Source organism: Dyella sp. OK004 (genome assembly GCF_900114495.1).
Lineage (GTDB): Bacteria > Pseudomonadota > Gammaproteobacteria > Xanthomonadales > Rhodanobacteraceae > Dyella_D.
The window spans coordinates 981,891-996,563 of the sequence record NZ_FOZI01000001.1 but is presented as its reverse complement, the minus strand read 5'-3'; the positions used below and the strand labels follow the sequence as shown (position 1 = coordinate 996,563).

The window sequence follows — 14,673 nt, the reverse complement described above, 5'->3', positions numbered from 1 at the left end:
CGGGCAGGGAACTGCCCGGCTTTTCTTTATGGCTGATATCCGGAGTGACTCATGCGCAAGACCCTGCTGCTGCTCGTTCCCATCGCGCTGCTCGGCGCCTGCACCTGGGGTATCACCCTCGACGATGCGGCCAAGAACGTGCGCACCGCCTGGAGTGGCGACGTGTCCTCCTGCAAGGAGCTAGGCAAAGTCACGGTGTCGGTGATGAACCGCGTCGGCCCGGTCAATCGCAACGACATTACGGTGCGCGACGAGCTGGAAGTGATGGCCCGCAACGAGGCCGCCAAGATGCACGCCGACACCGTCAAGCCGCTGGCCGAGCCCTCCGAAGGCTCGCAGCCGTGGGGTGCTTACCAGTGTGGCGCCAACCGTCCGGCGCCGAGTCACCCGGCACCGCCGCCGGCAGGGCAATCGGCCACGCCGGGGAATGCGGAGACTTTCCCCGTAAAGGGCTAATGCCTGCTTCCGCTGGTCACCTATAGATCCAGGCAACGCAAAAGCGCCCCGCAAGGGGCGCTTTCTTTTTGCGCGCTTGCGAGCCGGCTTCGATCGGCATAATATTCACAAATTGATTGTACATTTATGTACTAAATACACAGTCGTCACCCAGGCCCATTCCCATGAGCAGCTTCCTCCCCACCGAACAGCGACTGGCGATCACCTGCCGGCAATACCCGGCCTTTCCGCGCGACCCGGCGGTGCTGGTGCGCCTGGTCAAGCACATCTACAAGCGTGTGCACGATGACGCCAACGCCATGCTCAAGCCCTGGGGCATCAACCACCCCGAGTACAACATCCTGATGATGCTGTACGGCACCGAGGGCTACACGCTCAACCCCTCGCAGCTGGCCGATGCGGCCGGCGAGAAGTCGGCCAACATCACGCGGCTTACCAATGAGCTGTGCGATAAGCGCCTGATCGAGCGCACCGCCAGCGACGAAGATCGCCGCAAGGTCACGCTCACCCTGACGGCGGAGGGGTTGGCGATGATCGAAGGCTTCCTGCCCGATGTCTGCGCTCTGCTGGAGCGACAGGCCGGCGGCCTGCAGCCGCGCGAAGCAGCGCAGCTGGAAAAACTGCTCAAGAAATTCCTCGATCACCTCGATCAGGCCTGAGCCCTATGTCCGCCGCGACACAAGCAACTCCGGCATCCGCACCGCGCTGGCCATGGCTGGCCGCGTTCATGGCGGAAGAGCGGGTCGCGTGGATCTTCGTCGCCAAGACCGTGCTGGCGATGTACATCACCTGCTGGCTCGCGATGTTGTTCCAGTTGGAGCAGCCGGCCACGGCGATGATCACCGTCTCCATCGTCATGCACCCGCAGAGCGGCATGGTGCTGGCGAAGAGTTTCTATCGCGCGCTGGGCACACTGGCCGGCAGCCTGTTCGGGCTGACGCTGATGAGCCTGTTTCCGCAACAGCGCGAACTGTTCCTGCTGAGCCTATCGCTGTGGGTGGCGCTATGTGCCGGCGGCGCCACGCTGTATCGCAACTTTGCTGCCTACGGCTTCGTGCTCGCGGGTTATACGGCCGCGATTGTCACGCTGCCGGCGGTAAGCAATCCGCTGGCGGTGTTCGACTCGGCGGTGATGCGCGTGAGTGAAGTGCTGCTCGGCATCATCGTCTCCGGCGTCGTCAGCGACGTGGTGTTGCCCGAACGGCTGCGCCTGCTGCTGCGGCGGAGCGCGCGCGAATACTTCGCGCATTTCATCGATTTCGCCCGCGGCAGCACCGGCGGCAGCATTCCCCGTCGCGAGATGGAGCAGGCGCACATGCGCTTTGTGCGCGCCGCCGTGCAACTGGAAGACCTGCGCGCATCGGTGATCTTCGAAGACCCGGAGGCGCGCGCCCGCAGCAGTCGCATGCGCCTGCTCAACCAGCGCTATATGGCGGCTTCGACCAGCTTCCAGTCCGTGCATCACTTGATCAACCGTCTGCAGCGCAGTGACCACGACAAGGTGGCGGCCGCGCTGATCGCTCTCTACGCACCCATCGGCGAAGCATTGTCGCCAGAGCCGGCCATGCAGCAGGATCCCGCCTCGCTGGCGCCGCGCTTGTTGGCCTGCGAAGAAGTATTGCCGCCACTGGCCGCGAACTTGCGAGCGAATCTGCCGCAAGCCACCTGGCTGGAATTCGACACCGGCGCCAACCTGCTGCGCCGCTTTGCCAGCGAGATGCGCGACTTCACCTCGCTCGAAGCCTCGCTGCGCGCCGGCAACCTGAGCGGCAGCGTGGAGACGGTGCACTTCCGTCGTGGCAACGATTATCTCGGCGCCGGCGTCAGCGTATTGCGTACCTTCCTGACCATGTCCGCGCTGAGCGTGTTCTGGCTGATGAGCGGCTGGCCGTTTGGCTCCAGCGCGATGCTGTTGGCGACCATCTTCAGCGGCCTGTTCGGTGCGTCGGCGCATCCGATGACGGGCATCGTCAATACCCTGATCGGTTATGTCGCCGGCATGGTCGCGGGTTACGTCGTCACCTTCTGGCTGCTGCCAGGCGGCGACGGCTTCACCATGCTGATCATCGCCACATTGCCGTTCCTGCTGATCGGCCCCTATCTCACCACGCGCAACGCACTGCCAGGCGTGGGGGCGGGCTACACGCTGGGTTACGTGTACATCCTCGCCCTGAAGAACCCGATGGTGTACGACCCCACCCACTTCCTCAACGACGCCATCGCGCAGGTCGTGGGTCTTGGTCTGACCGCGGTGGCGTTTGTGTTTGTACCGGCAGTGACAGGTTCAGGCTGGCAGCGCCGCCGCCAGCTGGTGCAGTTGCGCCGGCAAGTGGTGCAGGCCGCCACGGCGCCGCTGGAAGGTCTGCTTTATCGCTTCGAGAGCGTCAATCGCGACATCTTCCAGCAGGTGGTTGCGTATACCCGGCAGGACAGCGACGAGTCGCGCAGCCTGCTGGCCTGGGCCTTGTCGGTGCACGAATGCGGCCGCGCCGTGATCGAGCTGCGCCGGGACATGGCCCACGTGAATTTCCCAGCTGCCGTCGGCACGGTGGTGAGCGGCGCAGTGCAGGCGATTGCGCGCCTGTATCAGCAGCCTGGTGCGGAAGCCTGGCGGCAGGCGGATGCCGCAGTCGATCGTGCCATCGCCGTCACCTCGCAGCATCTGGAGCACGCGCGCGGCAGCTGCCAATCAGCGCTGGCGCATCTGCATTTGCTGCGCAGCGCGCTGCGCGATGACGAATCGGCCATGGCGCCTTACATCCAGTCCTCAGCGGAGCCTAACCATGCCTCGTGAAATCGCCCTTGCTGACGCCCTGGTGCCCGGCCTGCTGCTGGTGTTCGGGGCCTGCCTGCTGTTGCTGTGGCTGGTGGACACCCTCGTCGGCCGCTTCGGTCTCTATCGCTTCGTCTGGCATCCGCCGCTGTTCCGGCTTGCCTTATTCGTCTGCATGTTCGGCGCCGCCGGACTATGGCTATTCCATTGAGCTGCGTTACTGAGTCACGATCATGAAGATCCAATCACTGCTCCGTTTTATCGTCACCGCCGTTGTAGTTGTGGTCGCGCTGTTGCTCGGCCACGCGCTATGGCGTCACTACATGTATTCGCCGTGGACCCGCGACGGCCGCGTGCGCGCTGAAGTCGTGCGTATTGCGCCGGATGTGTCCGGGCTGGTCACCCGCGTCGCGGTAGTCGACAACCAAGTGGTAAAGAAGGGCGATCTGCTGTTCGCCATCGACCAGGAGCGTTTCAGGAACGCCGTCGCCCAGGCTGAGGCCAATCTCTCCGCCTCCGAAGCGAGCGCACGCGCGGCCGGTGCCAACATCAATGCCGCGTTGGCGAGCGCCGCCGCACGCAAGGCCGATTACGACATGCTCGCCGAGCAGGCGCAGCGCCGCCAGAAACTGGGTGACGTGGTGTCGATGGAAGTGCGCACCGATGCGCTGTCATCGGCCAACGCCGCTCGCGCCACCTGGCAACAGGCCCAAGCCGGCGGCAACCAGGCCAGCGCCTCGAAGCAGCAGGCCGAGGCGGCGGTGGAACAGGCACAGGTTGCGCTCGACCGTGCCAATCTTGATCTGCAACGTACCGAAGTGCGCGCGCCCGTAGACGGCTATGTGACCAACCTCGATGTGCGTGTGGGTGACTACGCCGCTACCGGCAGCCCGCGCCTCGCGCTGATCGACAGCCATAGCTACTACATCTACGGCTATTTTGAAGAAACCAAGCTGCCGCACTTGCGCGTGGGCGACCCGGTGACGATCCGCCTGATGGCCGGCGGTGTGCATCTCAAGGGCCAGATCACCGGCGTGGCGCGCGGCATCACCGATCGAGACAACCCCACCGGCAGCGACTTGCTTGCCGACGTCAATCCCACCTTCAACTGGGTGCGGCTGGCGCAGCGTGTGCCAGTGCGTATATCTATCGATACGTCCGATCTACCTACCGATGCGGTGTTGGCGGCCGGCATGACAGCGACGATCGAAGTGCAGCCGCGCGACGACGGCCGCAAGCAGGTGAACTAATACGCCGTTGTAGGAACGCACTCTGTGCGCGACAAACCGGCAGGACTGCCGGTTTGCACGGCGAAGCCGCCCGAAGGGCGAGGGCCATGGATGGCCCGAGTGAAAGCCCTGCGTAGTGGTGTGCGATCAGCCGGGCTGCCGCAACGTGCCGAGCCGCTCCAGCCGCATCCCCAACCAGCGCGAGACATCCGGCCACTCGCCTGCAAGGATGCTGTAACACACCGTGTCGCGCAGCGTGCCGTCGGGGCGGCGCTTGTGGGCGCGCAGTACGCCGTCCTTGTGCGCGCCGAGGCGTTCGATAGCGCGCTGGGAATCCTGATTTCGGCCATCGGTGTGGAACTCCACCGCCACGCAATCCAGGGCTTCGAAAGCATGTCCCAGCAACAATCGCTTGCAGGCGGTATTGAGATGGCTCTTCTGCCAGCGCCTGGCGTACCAGGTGTAGCCGATGGCGATGCGCGGCAGCTCAGGCGCGAAATCGTAATAGCGCGTGGTGCCGACGATCTCACCGGTGCTTTTTTCGCGCACCGCGAACGGCAGCATCACGCCTTTGGCCTCGCCTTCCAGCGCCGCGTCGATATAAGCCGCGGCTTGACCGGGTGCCGGGGCGCTGGTGAACCACAGCTTCCATAGCTCACCGTCAGCTGAGGCGGCTTCCAGGGCGGGGGCGTGTTCGGGGCGCAGGGGTTCGAGGGAGACGTAACCGTCTTCCAGGCGAGTCGGGACAAGAGCGGGCATGGGGAGTCCGGAGCGGAGACGCGTCAGGCGTCGAGATCGGGGATCAGCCTGCTTTCCAGGCGCGCGATGGCGTCTTTAAGCAGCAGTTTGCGCTTCTTCATGCGGGTGAGCTGCAGCTCGTCGCGGCCAATGATATTGGCCAGATGTTCGATGGCCACGTCCAGGTCGCGGTGTTCGACGCGCAGTTCGGCCAGCAGATGGGCAATCTCGGCGGGATCCTGGACCTGCATGGGCGACGGGCTGTCAGTCAATGGACGGACCCTGAGTGTAGCGCCGCCAGACCCCGGCCGGTCAGCCCGTTACAATGGGCAGTCTTTCAGTACGATTCACGCCCCATGTCCGCGCCGCCCGACCCCGCCCGCAAGCAGCTGTACGAAGCCGGCAAGCTGGCCAAGCGCCTGCGCCATCTGGTGGGCCAGGCCATTGCCGACTTCAACATGATCGAAGAAGGCGACAAGGTGATGGTCTGCCTGTCCGGCGGCAAGGATTCCTACACCTTGCTGGACTTGCTGCTCCAGCTGCAGGCGAAGGCGCCGGTGCGCTTCGAATTGATCGCGGTGAACCTGGACCAGAAGCAGCCGGGTTTTCCGGAGCACGTACTGCCGGATTACCTGAGCGCGCGCGGCATTCCGTTCCACATCATCGAGCAGGACACCTACAGCACGGTCACGCGGGTGATCCCCGAGGGCAAGACCATGTGCAGCCTGTGCTCGCGCCTGCGGCGCGGCGCGCTGTACCAGTGGGCGGCAGATAACGGCGTCACCAAGATCGCGCTGGGCCATCACCGCGAGGACATCCTCGGCACCTTCTTCCTCAATCTGTTCTATCAGGCGCAGCTCAAGGCCATGCCGCCCAAGCTGCGCTCGGACGATGGCCGCCATGTGGTGATCCGTCCGCTGGCGTATAGCAGGGAAAGCGATATAGCCGTCTATGCCGAGCAGCACCAGTTCCCGATCATTCCCTGCAATCTGTGCGGCTCGCAGGAGAATCTGCAGCGCAAGGCAGTCAAGCGCATGCTGGAGGATTGGGAAAAACAGCAGCCGGGCCGCAGCGAAAATATCTTCCGCGCGCTCGGATCTGTGGCACCCTCGCAGCTCGCCGATCGCAAGCTGTTCGACTTCGCTTCGCTCGGCACCCGCGACGGTATTTCCCGCGTCGATGCACACGACTGGCTCGCCGGCGCGCCGGACGAGTCGTAGCTTCACTTACTACCCCCTCCTTCACTAACCCCAATGAGTAACGCCGTGTCTCACTTTGCATCCGTTGAAATGACCCCGGGCGATCCGATCCTGGGACTCACTGAGGCCTATCTGGCCGACTCGCGTCCGGGCAAGGTCAACCTGGGCGTGGGCATCTATTACGACGAACAAGGCCGCATCCCGCTGCTCCGCGCGGTGCGCGAAGTGGAGCAGGCGCTGGCGCTGGAAGCCAAGCCGCGCGGCTATCTGCCGATCGATGGCCTGCCGGCTTACACCCAGGCCACGCAGAAGCTGGTGTTCGGTCCGGAGTCGCCGCTGCTGGCCGCCGGCCGTGTGGCGACCTCGCAGACCATCGGCGGCAGCGGCGCGTTGCGCATCGGCGCTGACCTGCTGAAAAAAGTCCTGCCCAAGGCCAAGATCGCCATCAGCAACCCGAGCTGGGAAAACCATCGCGTGGTGTTTAGCGCGGCCGGTTTCGAGGTGGTCGATTACGCCTATTACGATGCCGCCACGCATGGCCTGGACTTTGCCGGCATGCTTGCCGACCTCGGCAAAATGGAGCCGGGCACCGTGGTGCTGCTGCACGCCTGCTGCCACAACCCGACCGGCGTGGATCTCACCGCCGAACAGTGGAAGCAGGTGGTCGCACTGGTGAAGGACCGCAACCTGCTGCCCTTCGTCGATATGGCATACCAGGGCTTCGACAAGGGCATCGACACGGACGCGACGGCGGTGCACCTGTTTGCCGAATCGGGCATCGAGTCGTTCGTGGTGGCCAACTCCTACTCCAAGTCGTTCTCGCTCTACGGCGAGCGCGTGGGTGCGCTGTCCGTGGTCGGTGCCAATCGCGAGGAGGCACTGCGCGTGCAGTCGCTGGTCAAGCGCACCATCCGCTCCAACTACTCCAGCCCGTCCACGCACGGCGGTGCGCTGGTGGCCGGCGTACTCAACAGCGTCGAGCTGCGCGCCATGTGGGAGCAGGAGCTGACCGAGATGCGCGAGCGCATCCACGCAATGCGCGCCGGCATGGTGCAGAAGCTGGCCGCGAACGGTTCACCGCAGTTCGGCTTTATCCAGCAGCAGGCCGGCATGTTCTCGTACTCGGGCCTGAGCAAGGCGCAGGTGGACAAGCTGCGCGAGGACTACGCGATCTACGCCATCGGCACCGGCCGCATCTGCGTGGCTGCGCTGAATCGCGCGAACCTCGACACGGTGGTGTCTGCCGTAGCCGCGGTCAGCAAAGCCTGACCGACAGCGACAAGCGTCAAGCAGAAGGGCGGCCTTGGCCGCCCTTCTTTTTTATGCCGCGCTGTCGCGTACTCAGTAGTCGTAACTCACACTCAAACGCACATACCGCGGCAACTGCCGCGATGTCGGTGTTCCATACAACGGATTCGCCTTGTTCGGTGAGGACTCCGCATTCGGGAAAATCCCGATCACGCGCTGTTCGTTGAGCACATTGAACACGTTCGCATTGAGCGCCAGCCGGCTTGCAGCAAACGCCGGCCGATAGCTAACACCCAGGTCGATCTGGCGGACCCACGGCAGGCGGCCGTGGCTGCCGGGCGGTGACGGTTCGCCCAGGCAGTAGTGGTAGCTATTGCCATAGCCGGCCGGATCGGCGTGCGTGGGGCCGTAGTAGCCCAGGCAGGGCTTGGGCGCGCCGGAGATCAGGCTGAGATTGGCTGATGCCAGCCACTCGGGCGTGATCTGGTAGTAGCCGAACAACTTGATCTGATGTTTATGATCGTTGTTCTGCACACCATTGGTGTATTCCATGATGTACGAGTTATCCCAGTCCTGCGTGGTCGATACCGCGGTCTGGCCGGTGCCGCGCGACTCGCGATACAGGTCCGAACGCAGCTGCCCTTCGGTGTTGCCGTAGCTGCGTGAGAACACATAGGTGAGTTTGCCGTACCAGCGACCGTCGAACGGATGCTCGAGGAAACTCTCCAGGCTGTAGTAGCGGCGCTTCAGCTGCTCGAAGCCGAATTCCTTGTTGTTGAGCGGCACGTTGACGTAATGCCCGGAGGTGTCCACCAGCGTGAAGGTGTTGGCCTTGCCGGGGTTGAACAACCAGCAGCTCACCGGATTGCTATCGGTGGTGACGTCGTAACCCAGCGCCTTGGACTTCGCCAGTACCAGATCGATATCGCAGTAATCGTCGATCGCATTGCGCAGGATGCGCTGGGTCAGCTTGGCACCGTAGACCCAGTTCGGGCCGGCAGTCTTGGTAAAGCCGAGGATGAACTCGTCCTGGTATTCGGATTTCAGATTCTGCGCCGACACGGTCTTTGGATCAGGCAGGACACCGAACGCGTTGTTGGCCGAGACCGGTCCGGACATCTGGGTGAGTCCGGTCGGCGTACCGTCCGCGGCGATGCCGCTATAGGTGTAGTACTGCGAGGTGCTGACATAAGCGCCCGCCGCGTTGAGCGAGGGATTCAGCGGCAGGCCCAGGTAGTAGCGGCCGGCGTTGCCATACACCTTGAAGCTGGAATCGCCATTCACGTCCCACGCAAAGCCCAACCGCGGCGCCCACTGCGGCTTGTGCTGGGTGATGTAAGCGTTGCCGTCGCTGTTGAAATTCTTGAACTGGTCGTTGCGCACGCCGATCGAAACCAGCCAGCGGTCGCTCACCTGCCATTTGTCTTCGATGTACTGCGCGCGCTGGCTGGAGCGCACCGTGGCCAGGCTGGTGGCGACGTTCTTCACCACGTAATAGCCCTGCGCACCGTTCGGAAAGCCGATCGTGGCCGGCACACCCAGGCCGGTGGAGATCGGCGTGTTCGGATCACCTTGGCCGTAGCCCCAGTAATAGCCCGGACCCGACGTGGCCGAACCCTGGTTGATCGCCTTCGTCATCTGGTTATCGATACCCGCGCTGAGCGTGTGATCGCCCAGCTTGTAGCTCAGGTCGATGCGGGTGCTGCTGGTGCGGTTGCTGCGACCCGGATCGAACAACGACACGATGGTCTGGCTGTTGCCGCGACCCACGCCGCCGTTGAGCGCGGGATTCTGCGTGGTCAGGCCATCGACATAAGTGAGACTGGGGTCGTAGCCACCGGGCACATCGTAAGACGTGGTCTCCATCTTGCCGTACTGCGCGGTCAGGGTCAGCGCGTCGGTGAGATAACCGGTGTACTTCGCGGAGTAGGCATCGCCACCGTTCTTGATGTTGTCGTCCGCACCGATGAACGCGCCCCGCGTGTGATGCACGTAGTCGTAGCGATAGATCGAGCCCGACGTCTTGGCTTTGTCGGAAAGCCCGGTCAGTTCAAGGATGTGATTGTCCGTGATGTTCCAATCCAGCTTGGCGTACCAGCGCGGATCGTTCTGGCGGTACTGCACGTAGGGCTTACCGGAGAGGAAGCCACTGACCGGGTTGACGGTGTTGCCCTCCTGACGCTCATACTCACCGGCGAGGAAGAAGAACAGCTTGTCCTTGATCAGTGGGCCACCCGCGTAAGCGCTGACGGTAGTGGTCCATTGGCGATCCGCACTGTCCGGCGCGTACAGGTTGCCTGCGGTGGGCGTGGCCGGCAGGCCGTTGGCGTAAATACGGTCGCGCTGGCGTGCGCGGGCGAACGCCGGTTCCCACAGCACCTGTGTGCCGAAATGCCACTCATTGGTGCCGCGCTTGCCCACCACGTTGATCACGCCGCCGTCGGAGCGGCCGTACATGGCGCTATAGCCGCCGGTGTAGACCTCCTGCTGATCGATCGCACCGTACGGCAGGCTGAGGCCGCCGAAACCGCGCAGCGGATCGGTGGTGTTGAAGCCGTTGACGTAATACGCGTTCTCGCTCGCCGATGAACCGCCGAAGCTCACCAGCGAATTGCCGGTGGGTCCGGTGAAGCTGCCGCCGTTGTTGACCACGCCCGGCGCGAGCAGCGCGATCGCTTCCGAACTGCGGCCCAGCGGCACCTTGGCCAGCTGATCGGCGGTGACCACGGTGCGCGAGTCCACGCTGGACACGTCGATCGCCGGCAATGCGTTGGCGGTAACGCTGACACCCGTGAGATTTTTTGCAGCCTCCGCCTTCACGAAGGACACCTCGGTGCCCGCGCCCAGCTTGATGCTGATGTTGTCGCGCGTTTCCACCGGGTTGCCGCCACGCTGCAGGCTGACCGTGTAAGTGCCCAGCGGCAATTGCCCGACGCTGTAGCGGCCTTTGTCGTCCAGCGGCACTTCGCGGCTGAGGCCGGTACTGCTCTTGATCAACACGCTGTCGCCCTGGCCGGAAGCGACCTGGCCGAAGATGCTGCCGGTGGTGGACTGTGCCAGCGCGGTGTTCCCCAAACCCAGCGCGACGGCGAATGCCAGGCTATGCCTGACCCATGTGCTGCGGTTCTTCATGTGGTCTTGTTCTCCCCGTGATGGCTCGCCGAAAGGGGCTGACGCGGACAGTGACGCACCGCGGCATATCCTGCGGTTCGCGCAAGTGCCTGTAAGAGTCGTCAGATGCTTGGTGGAGTCGTCAGAACGCTACCGTAGGGCCTCTGGAGGCACGGTGCGCTCGAAGGAGCATGTCGCCGCAACTCGTTCCCTTCGATGCTGCAATGCGGCATGCAGGTCTGTTATAGCGAAATCTTTTTTGGATGTATAGATGTCCAAAACAGTTTCTTGCGAAACGCTTGGATCGCCTGGCGAAGATCCCGGTCGGGTGTCGAAAGTCGTTGCCGGGAGATTCCACCAGCGCCGCCGGCCGCCCGGGCAGGGGCGGGGCATCCGGTATGATGGTCGTTTCGCCGTGCCCGCTCCGCGGACATGGACCGACGTGGACCCGGATAAAAACCATCTATGTTTTTTCGCAATTTGACGCTGTTCCGCTTTTCCCCTGCCGTTGCCGAAGATCTGAACCGTCTCGATGAAGTCCTGGGCGAACACCGCCTGCGGCCGTGCGGCCCACTGGAAATGGGCACCAAGGGTTTCGTGCCCCCGGTGGGCCGCGGCGAAGAGGCCGCGCTGACCCACGCCGTCAAGGCCTGCACCCTGGTCACCGTGGGCAGCGAGGACAAGCTGCTGCCTGCCGCCGTGGTCAACGACGAGTTGTATCGCAAGGTGCAGAAGATCGCCGAGGAAGAAGGTCGCAAGGTCGGCGGCCGCGAGCGCAAGCGCATCAAGGAAGACCTGCTCACCGAACTGCTGCCGCGCGCCTTCGTGCGCAGCTCGCGTCTCTCAGCCTATGTGGATAAGCGCCACGGCTGGCTGGTGCTGGACAGCTCCAGCCGCAAGTCCGCCGAAAATGCCCTGACCCAGATGCGCGAAGCCCTGGGCAGCTTCCCCGCGGTGCCGCTGGCGCCGGAGGAAGGCCCGCGCGTGCTGATGACTGATTGGCTCGCCACCGGCAACCTGCCGGCCGGTCTGGCCCTGGGTGACGAGTGCGAACTGCGCGATCCCGCCACCGCCACCGGCGCTATCGCGCGCTGCCGCCGGCAGGAGCTGGACAGCGAAGAAGTCAAGGAACATCTGCGCAATGGCAAGCAGGTGTTCCAGCTGGGTCTCACCTTCGACGACCGCATGTCGTTTGTCCTGGGCGAGGACCTAGTGGTACGCAAGCTCAAGTTCCTCGACGTGGTGCTGGACGAAATGGGCGACAGCCACCAGGACGCCGCCGCCGAGATGGACGCCCGCTTCGCCCTGCTGACGCTGGAACTGGAGCGCCTGCTGGGCAAGCTGGAAGAGTGGTTCGGCCTGCCGCGCCCCGCCGACGCCTAAGTTCGTCTGTAGGAGCGCACCTTGTGCGCGAAAGCCCTGCAAAGCAGGGCCGCTTTTGCCACACGGGAAGTGAAAGACAGCCCTGCTTTGCAGGGCTTTCGCGCACAGGGTGCGCTCCTACACCCCTGATACCCGGGTGTTATTGCTCCTGAATAGCCTGAACAACACCTCGAAAAACGTCGAAGTGTCACCTGCCAGCCCCCGCCACTGCGTGTGTGCCGCCCCGCATCCCGCGCCACGCCTGATTCGGCCGCACTGAAGCCAGTCTGCAGGCGGCCTGCCACAGAAACCCCTGTTTTTACGGCCTCTGGTGATCGGCGCGTCACCGGAGAGTCTTGCTAAGTCTGCATGCTCTCCCCACATTGGCGGGGGGAGAATGGCGGCAGGAAGCGCCGGCAGAACCGACAGATAGCACACGGATAAGAGTAGGCAGGCGGTACCAAGTAGTAAGGCGGAATCATGGCGCAGCACCTGGAAGGCGATTGGCTGGAATTGGCGACAGCGAGCGGCGGCACGATTCGTGTGCTGAAGTCCGCGCATCCGCGCGCGCGCCGCTTGCGACTGACGGTGACGCCGAAAGGTGCGCGCGTGTCGTATCCGCATGGCACGCACCCCGCGCAAGTCAGCGCATTTCTGCGCAGCCATGTCGATTGGCTGGAAAAGAAACTCGACGAACTCAATCTCATCAGCAAGCCGTTACCGCCGTTGCGCGTGGGCTTCGCCACCGAGTTTCCGTTGCGCGGCGAACTCACTTTGCTTGACTGGGCCGAAGGTCCGTATCCCAAAGTGGAACACTACGACGGCGGCATCACCCTGGTGATACCGCGTCCGCACACGCGTGCCGTGCCGGTGGCGCGCGGCTTGCTCGCATCGCATTTCGAATCACTGATGCGTCGCGATGTCTCGCGCTGGATGGCGACCTACGTGCCGCAACTCGGTCTTGCACCTACCGCGCTCAAGATCCGTCCCATGAAAAGTCTGTGGGGCAGTCTCGATACACGCGATCGCATCAATCTCGATCTTGCCCTTGCGCTGGCACCGCCCGCGGCGTTGCGCTACGTGCTGGCGCACGAGCTGTGTCATCTGCGCGTGCGCAGTCATGCGCCGCGTTTCTGGGCGCAAGTGGAGAATCTCTTTCCCGACTGGCGCGAGCAGCGCGACTGGTTGCGGCAGAACGGTGCGATATTGAAAGCAGAGTTGGATCGTTTAGTGGCTGACGTCGCCGATTGATGATCAATCGTCGCTCTTTCGACGATTGAGACGGCTGATTCATGGTGGCCAGGGCAAAAGCAGTCATACTGCCTTGTGAACACTTCCCCCGATCCCTACGCCGAGCGCGTGGACCCTTCCGTCAGTTGCGATCGTTGCGAGGCAGTTTGCTGTCGTCTCACCGTCGTATTGATGCCCGACGACAACGTTCCCGACTGGTTGATCGACCGCCACACGCACGGCATGGAAACCCTCGCCAAAGGTGATGATGGCTGGTGTGTCGCCGTCGACCGCAACACTTTTCGCTGCACGATCTACGACCAGCGCCCCGGCATCTGCCGCAAGTTCACCACGGGCAGCCCAGGCTGCCGTTACGAGCGCGAGCAATGGTTCGACCGCCCGGCTCCTGTTGGGTCGTGGCGGACATAAAACGCCCGCTGTAGCGCGTTCCAGTTTCCCTCTTTGACGAAATCCTTTGACGATTTCCCTCTTTGACGAAATCGCGATGCGCTTCGCCCGGGTGGCCTGTTCGTGATCATCGATCACGCGGCCGAGGCCAGTTCGGACATGCGCGATACCTACGCTGCATCGCATCGATCCGGCCATCGTCAAAAAGCATGTCGAGGCGGCGGGATTCGTGTTCGATGGTGAGTCGACCGTGCTGCACCATCTGGCGGATACCCACACCAAGATGGTGTTCGACAAATCCATTCGCGGCCAGGCCGACCAGTTCATCTATCGCTTCCGCAAGCCGGCGACCTGACGGCACTCCGCGATGACCTTGTAGGAGCGCACCCTGTGCGCGACAAACCGGCAGGATCCCGGTTTGCACGACGAGGTCGCCCACAGGGTGGGCTCCTACAGAGGCGCGCCATCAAGCAGAACTCATGTTGTCCAAATCCCGGACGCTCGCGCGTCATAGGATAGGCGGCGCATCATGCCCGCCGAAACTCTATCGAGGAGAAGGCACATGCAGTACCTACTGATGACCTATGTGAACGAAGGCGGCTGGACCCAGCTGACACCGGCCGAGCAGGAGCAGGGCGTGGCGTCGTATAGAGCCTATGTCGAAGCCCTGGTAAAGGCGAATGCCTTCGTAGGCACCAATCGCCTGCAGCGCACGTCAGCGGCCACCACGGTGCGTGCCGTGAACGGCAAGACCCAGGTGCTGGATGGACCCTATGCGGATTCCAAAGAGCAACTCGCCGGCTATTTCCTCATCGATGTGCCCGACCTCGATGCCGCGCTGGCGTGGGCCGCGCGCTGTCCGGCGACGAGCCACGGTGTCGTCGAAGTGCGTCCTATCTGGGACATGACGGCGTAAGCC

14 protein-coding genes and 1 pseudogene are annotated in these 14,673 nt (G+C 63.4%); 12 read left to right on the top strand and 3 right to left on the bottom strand.

The window, feature by feature from the left end:
• The first annotated feature begins 51 nt into the window (after positions 1 to 51).
• The 5 genes from BM338_RS04350 (at position 52) to BM338_RS04330 (ending at position 4,479) form a co-directional block, all read left to right on the top strand.
• Positions 52 to 456 carry a DUF4156 domain-containing protein gene (locus tag BM338_RS04350; RefSeq protein WP_090449585.1) on the top strand — a complete coding sequence of 135 codons (405 nt, stop codon included), beginning with the start codon at positions 52 to 54 and terminating at the stop codon, positions 454 to 456.
• A 164-nt stretch (positions 457 to 620) separates the two neighbouring features.
• On the top strand, positions 621 to 1,115 hold the full coding sequence (locus tag BM338_RS04345) for a MarR family transcriptional regulator (RefSeq protein ID WP_090449584.1): 495 nt from the start codon (positions 621 to 623) through the stop codon (positions 1,113 to 1,115).
• A 5-nt stretch (positions 1,116 to 1,120) separates the two neighbouring features.
• On the top strand, positions 1,121 to 3,250 hold the full coding sequence (locus BM338_RS04340) for an FUSC family protein (RefSeq protein ID WP_090449583.1): 2,130 nt from the start codon (positions 1,121 to 1,123) through the stop codon (positions 3,248 to 3,250).
• Positions 3,240 to 3,440 (top strand): DUF1656 domain-containing protein, encoded by a 201-nt coding sequence (locus BM338_RS04335; RefSeq protein WP_090449582.1) that lies wholly within the window; start codon positions 3,240 to 3,242, stop codon positions 3,438 to 3,440. Before BM338_RS04340 ends, BM338_RS04335 begins: the two co-directional genes overlap by 11 nt.
• Before the next feature lie 22 nt (positions 3,441 to 3,462).
• Positions 3,463 to 4,479 carry an HlyD family secretion protein gene (locus tag BM338_RS04330; protein WP_090449581.1) on the top strand — a complete coding sequence of 339 codons (1,017 nt, stop codon included), beginning with the start codon at positions 3,463 to 3,465 and terminating at the stop codon, positions 4,477 to 4,479.
• 126 nt (positions 4,480 to 4,605) lie between these two features.
• Here BM338_RS04330 and BM338_RS04325 read toward each other — a convergent pair whose 3' ends face one another.
• Together BM338_RS04325 and BM338_RS04320 are read right to left on the bottom strand one after the other, a co-directional pair.
• Complete coding sequence (locus tag BM338_RS04325; protein WP_090449580.1) at positions 4,606 to 5,217, bottom strand: GNAT family N-acetyltransferase; 612 nt, start codon at positions 5,215 to 5,217, stop codon at positions 4,606 to 4,608.
• Between the two features lie 23 nt (positions 5,218 to 5,240).
• Complete coding sequence (locus tag BM338_RS04320; RefSeq protein ID WP_090449579.1) at positions 5,241 to 5,447, bottom strand: YdcH family protein; 207 nt, start codon at positions 5,445 to 5,447, stop codon at positions 5,241 to 5,243.
• A gap of 105 nt (positions 5,448 to 5,552) precedes the next feature.
• Between BM338_RS04320 and ttcA the strand changes: the two genes are divergently transcribed.
• Positions 5,553 to 6,416 carry a tRNA 2-thiocytidine(32) synthetase TtcA gene (ttcA, locus tag BM338_RS04315; RefSeq protein ID WP_090449578.1) on the top strand — a complete coding sequence of 288 codons (864 nt, stop codon included), beginning with the start codon at positions 5,553 to 5,555 and terminating at the stop codon, positions 6,414 to 6,416.
• A 45-nt stretch (positions 6,417 to 6,461) separates the two neighbouring features.
• On the top strand, positions 6,462 to 7,664 hold the full coding sequence (locus BM338_RS04310; protein ID WP_090449577.1) for an amino acid aminotransferase: 1,203 nt from the start codon (positions 6,462 to 6,464) through the stop codon (positions 7,662 to 7,664).
• A gap of 72 nt (positions 7,665 to 7,736) precedes the next feature.
• Here the strand turns inward: BM338_RS04310 and BM338_RS04305 are convergent, their stop codons facing one another.
• Positions 7,737 to 10,775, bottom strand: coding sequence for a TonB-dependent receptor (locus BM338_RS04305; RefSeq protein WP_090449576.1), 3,039 nt, complete (start codon positions 10,773 to 10,775; stop codon positions 7,737 to 7,739).
• A gap of 444 nt (positions 10,776 to 11,219) precedes the next feature.
• On the opposite strand from BM338_RS04305, the gene BM338_RS04300 reads away from it, so the two are divergent.
• The 5 genes and pseudogenes from BM338_RS04300 (at position 11,220) to BM338_RS04280 (ending at position 14,670) form a co-directional block, all read left to right on the top strand.
• The gene (locus tag BM338_RS04300; RefSeq protein ID WP_090449575.1) at positions 11,220 to 12,137 is read left to right on the top strand and encodes a recombination-associated protein RdgC; all 918 of its coding nucleotides are present in this window, start codon (positions 11,220 to 11,222) and stop codon (positions 12,135 to 12,137) included.
• A 459-nt stretch (positions 12,138 to 12,596) separates the two neighbouring features.
• On the top strand, positions 12,597 to 13,367 hold the full coding sequence (locus tag BM338_RS04295) for a M48 family metallopeptidase (RefSeq protein ID WP_090449574.1): 771 nt from the start codon (positions 12,597 to 12,599) through the stop codon (positions 13,365 to 13,367).
• 75 nt (positions 13,368 to 13,442) lie between these two features.
• Positions 13,443 to 13,775 (top strand): YkgJ family cysteine cluster protein, encoded by a 333-nt coding sequence (locus BM338_RS04290; RefSeq protein ID WP_090449573.1) that lies wholly within the window; start codon positions 13,443 to 13,445, stop codon positions 13,773 to 13,775.
• A gap of 75 nt (positions 13,776 to 13,850) precedes the next feature.
• Positions 13,851 to 14,109, top strand: a pseudogene (locus tag BM338_RS04285) (methyltransferase); the annotation flags it as partial.
• Positions 14,110 to 14,316: 207 nt separating this feature from the next.
• Positions 14,317 to 14,670 (top strand): YciI family protein, encoded by a 354-nt coding sequence (locus tag BM338_RS04280; RefSeq protein ID WP_090449572.1) that lies wholly within the window; start codon positions 14,317 to 14,319, stop codon positions 14,668 to 14,670.
• Positions 14,671 to 14,673: the final 3 nt, after the last annotated feature.